The organism is Caenimonas sp. SL110 (assembly GCF_001044395.1).
Taxonomy (GTDB): domain Bacteria; phylum Pseudomonadota; class Gammaproteobacteria; order Burkholderiales; family Burkholderiaceae_C; genus Ramlibacter.
In genome coordinates, this window is the sequence record NZ_JANU01000040.1 from 1 (window position 1) to 7,788 (window position 7,788).

The window sequence follows — 7,788 nt, forward strand, 5'->3', positions numbered from 1 at the left end:
CCCCAGCCGATAGCCGCCCCAGTGCGGCGGGCGCGGCGGGTTCAGCATGAACTGCGCCCCGAACTTCGCCGCGTTGGTCACCAGCACGGTGCGATTCGGTATCACCTGGCTTTGCGGGCTCGCCCAGGCGCCAATGCGCGAATCCAGCGGCCGGCTCGCGAAGTATTCATCGCTTTCTTGCGCGCTGGTCTTTTCCACACGCCCTTCGATACGAACGACACGCTCAAGCTCGACCCAGTGGAACTGCAGCGCGGCCCACGGGTTGCCGCCGAGTTCCTGCCCCTTGCGGCTGTCGTAGTTGGTGTACCAGACGATGCCGCGCGCGTCGTAGCCCTTGATCAGCACCACGCGCGTGCTGGGCCGCAGATCAGAGGCCACCGTTGCCACCGTCATCGCGTTCGGCTCGGGCAATTGCCCGCTGATGGCTTCCTTGAGCCAGTGATCGAATTGCAGCAGCGGATCGGCGTTGGACGCTTCCTCGCTCAGTTCGGCTTTCTCATAGCTTTTGCGCAGGTCGGCCAGCTGGGCCAGCTGGGAGGAGGTGGTGGTGGTCATTCAAAGATTCTCGCATCGAGACAGTGCGGTGGCTAAACTGGTGCGCAAGAAAACCGATTGGAGACATGAGCCATGGAAAGCCTTGATTTGCGGGTGTTGACCGACGCGCTGCAGTGGCAGCGCGCGGGTCATGGTGTCACGCTGGTGACGGTGGTCGAAACCTGGGGCAGCGCGCCGCGTCCGCCCGGCGCGCTGCTGGCGGTGCGCGATGACGGCGTCGTGAGCGGCTCGGTGTCGGGCGGCTGCGTCGAAGACGACCTGATCGCGCGTGTGAAAGCGGGCGAGCGGGGTGCAGACGGCCTTGCTGCGCCGGCCATGATCGCCTACGGCGTGAGCAAGGAAGAAGCCGCGCGTTTCGGCTTGCCATGCGGCGGCACCTTGCGATTGGTGCAGGAGCCACTCAAGGACGGCAACTGGGTCGAACAGGTGCTTGCGCGAACGGCAGCGCACGAACTCGTCTCGCGGACCCTGACGCTTTCTACCGGAGAGGTGACGCTGGCGAGCGCCACGCGTGACGACACCATGCACTTCGACGGGCTGAAGCTCACAACCCTGTTCGGTCCGAAGTGGCGGCTGCTGCTGATCGGCGCGGGGCAGCTGTCGCAGGCCGTCGCTCAGATCGCGCAACTGCTGGACTTTGAAGTGCTGGTGTGCGACCCGCGCGAGGAATATTCCAACACGCTGGGCCTGACAGGCGCGACGCATCTTGCGGGTATGCCCGACGACGTGGTGCGCGAGCTCAAACCCGACGCGCACACCGCCATCGTCGCGCTCACGCACGATCCGAAGCTGGACGACATGGCCTTGCTCGAAGCCCTGCGCTCCGATGCGTTCTATGTCGGTGCGCTGGGGTCGTCGCGCAACCAGGCGACGCGCAAGAAGCGGCTGGCCGAGCACTTCGATTTGACGGAGATGGAGTTGTCCCGGCTGCATGGACCGGTGGGCTTGCGGATCGGGGCGAAGACGCCGGCAGAAATTGCTGTGTCCGTCGTTGCCCAGATTGTTGAAGTCAAGAACGCAGTCGCCGCCGTTCCTGCCTTGACCCCTCTCCCCCAGGGAGAGGGCTAGGGTGAGGGCAGCCCCCCCCACCGTCATCATCCTGGCCTCCGGCCGCGGCGAACGTTTCATCGCTTCCGGCGGCACCACCAGCAAGCTCAAGGCCCTGCTGGCAGGCAAGCCAGTCCTGGAGCACACCCTGGCTGCCGTGCGTGCCAGCGGACTGCCCTGGCATCTGGAAGACGCAGGCCACGCAGGCATGGGCGACTCGATAGCCGCAGCCGTTCGCGCAACGCCCGATTCAAACGGCTGGCTGATCCTCCCCGCAGATTTGCCGCTGGTCCAGCCGTCGACCTTGCAGGCCGTGGCTGCTGCGCTTGAAGGCGGCGCCGTGGTGCTGCCGCAATACCGCGGTGAGCGCGGCCATCCCGTCGGGTTTCCGGCCGCATGCCGGCAGGCGCTTGTTCAACTCAGCGGGGCGACCGGTGCAGCCCAGGTGGTGCGGGCGCAGGCGGCGATCAAGGCACCCGTTGTCCTTGAACTCGACGACGCGGGCATCGTCACCGACATCGACACGCTCGATGACCTCGCTCGCGCCGAGCGATTGCTCGCCCTGGCAAGGGCGTGAACGGCATCAGCCCAGGTCCTGAAACGAATCAGCTGCGCGAAATGACGGCGCAGGCCAGGCGCGGCCCTGCATTGCCAGTCGGTTGCGTGCGGTAGTCGTCCGGGTCGCGGTGGACGATCAGGCCCTTGCCGACAACGTCGTTCACGCCTGAACCCACCGACAGCGTGCCCGATGCGAAGCTGAACGAGGCGGAGCCGTTCGCGTCGGCCTTCAGGCTCGGCAGGTCGCCGGTGTGATGCGTGCCCATGCCATGACGGCCGTGCGGATGGGAGGTCGGGTTGAAGTGACCGCCGGTGCTCATGCCGTCGCCACTGGAGCAATCGCCCTTCTCATGCACGTGGAATCCGTGTTCGGCTCCCGGCTTGAGGCCCGTGATGGTGCCGGTGACCAGGACCTGGCTGCCCGACTGCGCAAAGCGGACTGTGCCTGTCGTCGTGTTGCCAGTCGTGGCGCGCAATGACGCAGTGGCCATGGGGCCTGAAGGCTGCGTTGCGCAACCGGCGAGCAGGGCCGCCAGGGCGGCGCTCGCAACAGCCGCTGCGGCAAATCGAATCTGGGTGCCTGTCGTCTTCATCCGTATCTCCTCGTTTTGTGTGCGAACTCTATCCGTTTTCTAACGCTCGATGAGCTTGAGCAGCCGCTCCAGGCCCTTGTCATGGATGTTGTGGCGGCGCAGTTCTTCGAGCGTACGGTGCGCGTACTCATGAGTGGTTCCGTAGATACCCGACGCCTCGGTGAAGATGCGGCGGTATTCTTCGGGCGTGAGCACACCGGTGTGGCTGGGGCTCTTGCGTGACAGCGTGAATGCCAGCGCCTCGACCGGCCCGTGGCTGGTGTGGCAGGTCAGCCATTTCGGGTCATAGACGGCCATTGCCATCTCGCGAGCCCAGAGCTGGGCGAGCACTTCGCGGCCCCTGGCGTGCGGGATGCGAAACACCATGCCCTGGCAGCAGCCGCCCGACAGCATGCCGAACACCAGTCCGGGCCGCTCGGGTGTGCCGCGGTTGATGCGGCTCCACATCCGCAGCGCGCGATGCCAGCCGTGGACCCGGGCGGGGCGGCGTTCGGCGAAGTCGAATTCGGGCTTCCAGATGAGCGAGCCATACCCAAAAACCCAGAGATCGCCTCGCTCGCCCCATTCGGTGAGCGTCTTCTCAAGCATGGCTGCAGGGTCGCGCAGCGGCTTCAGCGGTTCGGACATGCGGTAACTGTAGCGTCTGCCACGGCTGTCATGCCGGACTCGATCCGGCATCCACCGCGAAGCGGCTGCTGCGCCTGATCACAGATGGATTGCGGATCAAGTCCGCAATGACAGCCTTGAGGGTCCGCAATGACAGCCTTGGGGTCCGCAATGACGGCCTTCGTGCCGGTTCCGGGGTACCATAAAAAAATGCAACTACACCCCGTTGTCGAGGCCGTGACCCGGCGCATCCGTGAGCGAAGCGCACCCGCGCGCACGGCCTACCTGCAGCTCATCGACCAGATGATCCATCGGGATCGCGGCGCTGACCGGATGGGCTGCGCCAACGTGGCGCACGCATTCGCCGGCATGCCGTCCAATGACAAGCTGCGCGTCGTCGCCCAGAAGGCGCCCAACATCGGCATCATCAATGCGTACAACGACATGCTGTCGGCCCACGTCCCGCTGGGCCGCTACCCCGACCTCATCAAGGACGAGGCGCGCAAGCACGGCGCAACCGCGCAGGTCGCCGGTGGCGTGCCTGCAATGTGCGATGGCGTGACCCAGGGCACCCCCGGCATGGAGCTGAGCCTGTTCTCGCGTGACGTGATCGCGATGGCCACTGCCGTGTCGCTCAGCCATGACGTGTTCGACGCAGCGCTGATGCTGGGCGTGTGCGACAAGATCGTGCCGGGCCTGATGATCGGCGCGCTGCATTTCGGGCACCTGCCCATGGTGTTCGTGCCGGCCGGGCCGATGACCAGCGGGCTTTCCAACAGTGCCAAGGCCAAGGTGCGCGAACAGGCCGCGCAGGGACAGGTCGGGCGAGCCGAGCTGCTGGACGCCGAGTCGCGTGCCTATCACTCGCCGGGCACCTGCACCTTCTACGGCACCGCCAACAGCAACCAGATGCTGATGGAGGCGATGGGGCTTCATGTGCCAGGCACTGCTTTCATCAATCCCGGCAATGACCTGCGCGATACGTTGACACGCGAGGCCGCGCGCACGGTGCTGGGCATCGTGAAGGGCAAGCGCCACACGCCGATCGGGCGGCTGGTGGATGAACGCTCCATCGTCAATGCGATGGCGGCGCTGCTCGCCACAGGGGGCAGCACCAATCACCTGATTCACTGGGTAGCGGTTGCGCGCGCCGCAGGCATCACGATTGACTGGGACGACTTTGCGCAGCTGTCGGCAGTTGTTCCGCTGCTGGCGCGTGTGTATCCCAATGGGACAGCGGATGTGAACCAGTTCCAGTCGGCGGGCGGCCCCGGTTATGTGATCCGCGAACTGCTCGATGCGGGCCTCATGCATGAAGACGTCATGACAGTGCGCGAGGGCGGCATTCGCGAATTCACGCGCGAGCCTGCCGAGGGTCCGGTGTGGATGGACATCGGCGCATCGCGCGATACCGATGTGGTTCGCCCTGCCGCCGATCCGTTCAGTGCGACAGGCGGGCTCAAGCTGCTCGCGGGCAATATCGGGCGCAGCGTCATCAAGGTTTCGTCGGTGCCGCAGGACCGTCATCTGATCGAAGCACCGGCCCGTGTGTTCGAAGGGCAGCAGCACCTGATCGATGCGTTCAATGCGGGCGAGCTGGAGCGCGACATCGTCTGCGTGGTCCGGTGGCAAGGTCCGCAGGCCAACGGCATGCCCGAGCTGCACAAGCTCACGCCGCCGCTGGCAGTGTTGCAGGGGCGCGGCTTTCGCGTGGCGCTGGTGACAGACGGACGCATGAGCGGCGCATCGGGCAAGGTGCCTGCGGCCATCCATGTATCACCCGAGGCTGCAGCAGGCGGTCCGCTCGCGAAGGTTCGCGATGGCGATGTCATCCGCATCGACGCCGATGCAGGTGTCATGCAGGCAATGGTGCCCCGGGCTGAGTGGGATGCGCGTGAGCCTGATGTGATGCCGCAGCATCTGCAGGGTGCAAACGGTATCGGCATGGGTCGCGAACTGTTTGCTTCATTCCGGCGCAATGCGCTGGCCGCCGAAGAGGGAGCTTGTTCATGGCTGTGAAACTCACGCCGCTCGATGTGATGAACGATGCGCCGGTGATTCCGGTGATCGTGTTGAACGATGTGGCGCATGCCGTCGCGCTGGCGCGCGCGCTGGTCGCGGGCGGCATCCGGATGCTGGAGGTGACACTGCGTACGCCGGTCGCGCTGGCGTGCATCGAAGCCATTGCACGCGAAGTGCCCGACGCCGTGCCGGGTGCGGGCACGGTGCGCAGTGCTTCCGATGCGCAGGCCGCGGCCTTTGCAGGTGCCCGCTTTGCGGTGAGCCCCGGATATACGCACTCGGTGGGCAAGACCTGCCATGAACTCGGATTGCCGCTGCTGCCCGGCGTGGCGACCGGCGGGGAAATCATGGCGGCGCAGGAGGACGGCTACACCGAACTCAAGTTCTTTCCTGCGATGCAGGCGGGCGGCGCGGCCATGCTCAAGGCGTGGCAGGGACCGTTTGGCGATGTGAAGTTCTGCCCGACCGGTGGCGTCACTGCAGCCAACGCGGGGGACTTGCTGGCGCTGTCCAATGTCGCGTGCGTGGGCGGCTCGTGGCTCACGCCGGCTGACCTCATCGCACGTGGTGACTGGGCCGCCATCACGCAACTCGCGCGTGAGGCTGCAAGCTTCAAACGCTGACCGCCTGCACCCGGTTAATCGCCCTTGCGCTCGATCAGTTCGATCTTGTAGCCGTCCGGGTCCGTGACGAAAGCGATCACCGTGCTGCCGCCCTTGACCGGGCCGGGCTCGCGTGTGATGTTGCCGCCGCCGGCACGTATTTTTTCGCACGCGCCGTACACATCAGAGACGCCCAGGGCCAGGTGGCCGAAGGCAGTGCCCATGTCATAGCTCTCGACGCCGTGGTTGTAGGTGAGCTCGATCTCGGCGTGGTCGGGGTTGGTGCCGTACCCGACGAACGCCAGCGAATAGTTCTGGTCGGGCCGCTCGGTCGTGCGCAGCAGCGTCATGCCGAGCACGCGGGTGTAGAAGTCGATGGAACGCTGCAGGTTGCCCACACGGAGCATGGTGTGAAGTAGTCTCATGGGGCGCATTATCTGCCCGGGTGACAGAATCTGCAGATGACTCCATCCAACGATCTCCTGCCGTCGCTCGCACGCATCCGCGAGGCTGATGTTGAACTAAAAGCATTCACGGCGGTGATTGCCGATGACGCGGCCATTGCCGCCACCAGGAAGCTCGCCGGGCCGCTCGCCGGCCGCCTGGTCGGCGTCAAGGACATCTTCGATTCACCCGACTTCGTGTCGTCGTACGGCTCGCCGATCTATGCAGGTTACCGGCCCGCGACCGAGGCCGCGATGTTGGGCATCATCCGCAGCGCCGGTGGGTTGGTCGTGGGCAAGACAGTGACCACGGAGTTTGCGTTCTTGCAGCCAGCGGCGACGGTGAACCCGGCCGCTCCCGGCTGTACACCGGGCGGCTCGTCGGCGGGTTCTGCGGCGGCTGTGGCTGCGGGACTGATTGAGTATTCGGTGGGTTCCCAGACCGGCGGCTCGACCGTGCGGCCCGCGTCCTACTGCGGCATTGCGGGGTTCAAGCCGACGTTCGCGTTATTGCCGACGGCGGGTGTGAAGTGTTTTTCGTGGTCGCTCGACACGGTCGGGCTGTTTGCGCGCACGGTCGGTGAGGTCAGTGAGTTTGCGCAGGCGCTCAGTGGCGGCCGGATTGTCGGTGTCGCGCGTCCTGAAGCAAAAGACATCGTCGTGGGGGTGCCGGAAAGCTACCCGTGGGGCGACTTGTCGGCGAGCGCTCGATTGGCGATGGATCGCGCAGTCCTTGCGCTTGAGGCTGCGGGCGTTCGTGTCGCGAGGCTCGCAATGCCGTCATGGGTGGGCGAGGCTTTCAAGGCGCACGATGCCATCCAGGGCTGGGAGGCGGCGAGGGCGTTGGCCGTTGAATACGAGCAGCACGGCGCGCGCCTGTCGCCGCTCTTGCGCGACTATTTGCAGACTGCGCGTGAGGTCGGTGATGAGGACTACGCGAGTGCGCAAGGCATCGCGCACCGGTCGCGGCAACAGTGCGTGGAGTGGATTGAAGGGGTCGATGTACTCCTCACGCCCAGCGCACCCGATGAAGCGCCCGAGGGCTATGGCAGCACCGGCGCATCGACCTTCAATCGCGCCTGGACTTTGCTCGCAACGCCGACGCTGGGTGTGCCGGGTGCTGTCGGCGTCAATGGGCGGCCGATGGGCCTGCAGGTGATCGCGCCTGCGGGTGAAGATGCGAAGTGCCTGTCGGCGGGGTTGTTGCTGGAGGCCGCACTGCGAGGGTGATGGCTCTCCGTGCGGCAGATGGGCTGTCAGTGCCGCAGTGAGGCTGTCATTGCGGGCTCGACCCGCAATCCATCTTCGATCAAGCGCGGTCGCCGCTTCGCGGTGGATGCCGGATCGAGTCCGGCATGACAG

9 protein-coding genes are annotated in these 7,788 nt (G+C 65.7%); 5 read left to right on the top strand and 4 right to left on the bottom strand.

Features of this window, described 5'->3' with window-relative positions; genetic code table 11:
- Positions 1 to 555: pyridoxamine 5'-phosphate oxidase (pdxH, locus tag AQ12_RS17735; protein WP_048441293.1), on the bottom strand; the 555-nt coding region annotated here is incomplete at its 3' end.
- A 72-nt stretch (positions 556 to 627) separates the two neighbouring features.
- Here pdxH and AQ12_RS17740 point away from each other — a divergent pair.
- Complete coding sequence (locus tag AQ12_RS17740; protein ID WP_048441294.1) at positions 628 to 1,623, top strand: XdhC family protein; 996 nt, start codon at positions 628 to 630, stop codon at positions 1,621 to 1,623.
- A 1-nt stretch (position 1,624) separates the two neighbouring features.
- Positions 1,625 to 2,179: an NTP transferase domain-containing protein gene (locus tag AQ12_RS17745; protein ID WP_048441295.1), complete on the top strand. Its 555-nt coding sequence runs from the start codon at positions 1,625 to 1,627 to the stop codon at positions 2,177 to 2,179.
- Positions 2,180 to 2,207: 28 nt separating this feature from the next.
- On the opposite strand, the gene AQ12_RS17750 is transcribed toward AQ12_RS17745, so the two are convergent.
- Positions 2,208 to 2,753, bottom strand: a complete 546-nt coding sequence (locus AQ12_RS17750) for a superoxide dismutase family protein (protein WP_048441296.1) — start codon at positions 2,751 to 2,753, stop codon at positions 2,208 to 2,210.
- Between the two features lie 39 nt (positions 2,754 to 2,792).
- Complete coding sequence (locus AQ12_RS17755) at positions 2,793 to 3,380, bottom strand: gamma-glutamylcyclotransferase (RefSeq protein ID WP_048441297.1); 588 nt, start codon at positions 3,378 to 3,380, stop codon at positions 2,793 to 2,795.
- Positions 3,381 to 3,569: 189 nt separating this feature from the next.
- Here AQ12_RS17755 and edd point away from each other — a divergent pair, with 189 nt between their 5' ends.
- The gene (gene edd / locus AQ12_RS17760; protein ID WP_048441298.1) at positions 3,570 to 5,378 is read left to right on the top strand and encodes a phosphogluconate dehydratase; all 1,809 of its coding nucleotides are present in this window, start codon (positions 3,570 to 3,572) and stop codon (positions 5,376 to 5,378) included.
- Positions 5,369 to 6,004 carry a bifunctional 4-hydroxy-2-oxoglutarate aldolase/2-dehydro-3-deoxy-phosphogluconate aldolase gene (gene eda, locus AQ12_RS17765; protein WP_048441299.1) on the top strand — a complete coding sequence of 212 codons (636 nt, stop codon included), beginning with the start codon at positions 5,369 to 5,371 and terminating at the stop codon, positions 6,002 to 6,004. Before edd ends, eda begins: the two co-directional genes overlap by 10 nt.
- A gap of 14 nt (positions 6,005 to 6,018) precedes the next feature.
- On the opposite strand, the gene gloA is transcribed toward eda, so the two are convergent.
- The gene (gene gloA, locus AQ12_RS17770) at positions 6,019 to 6,408 is read right to left on the bottom strand and encodes a lactoylglutathione lyase (RefSeq protein WP_048441300.1); all 390 of its coding nucleotides are present in this window, start codon (positions 6,406 to 6,408) and stop codon (positions 6,019 to 6,021) included.
- A 36-nt stretch (positions 6,409 to 6,444) separates the two neighbouring features.
- Here gloA and AQ12_RS17775 point away from each other — a divergent pair, with 36 nt between their 5' ends.
- Positions 6,445 to 7,656 (top strand): amidase, encoded by a 1,212-nt coding sequence (locus AQ12_RS17775; protein ID WP_048441301.1) that lies wholly within the window; start codon positions 6,445 to 6,447, stop codon positions 7,654 to 7,656.
- Positions 7,657 to 7,788: the final 132 nt, after the last annotated feature.

Bases quoted from the DNA above. Each gene is read 5' to 3' on its own strand.
- AQ12_RS17750 (WP_048441296.1), bottom strand. From the start codon at position 2,753: ATGAAGACGACAGGCACCCAGATTCGATTTGCCGCAGCGGCTGTTGCG.
- gloA (WP_048441300.1), bottom strand. From the start codon at position 6,408: ATGAGACTACTTCACACCATGCTCCGTGTGGGCAACCTGCAGCGTTCC.
- eda (WP_048441299.1), top strand. From the start codon at position 5,369: ATGGCTGTGAAACTCACGCCGCTCGATGTGATGAACGATGCGCCGGTG.
- AQ12_RS17775 (WP_048441301.1), top strand. From the start codon at position 6,445: ATGACTCCATCCAACGATCTCCTGCCGTCGCTCGCACGCATCCGCGAG.
- AQ12_RS17740 (WP_048441294.1), top strand. From the start codon at position 628: ATGGAAAGCCTTGATTTGCGGGTGTTGACCGACGCGCTGCAGTGGCAG.
- edd (WP_048441298.1), top strand. From the start codon at position 3,570: ATGCAACTACACCCCGTTGTCGAGGCCGTGACCCGGCGCATCCGTGAG.
- AQ12_RS17755 (WP_048441297.1), bottom strand. From the start codon at position 3,380: ATGTCCGAACCGCTGAAGCCGCTGCGCGACCCTGCAGCCATGCTTGAG.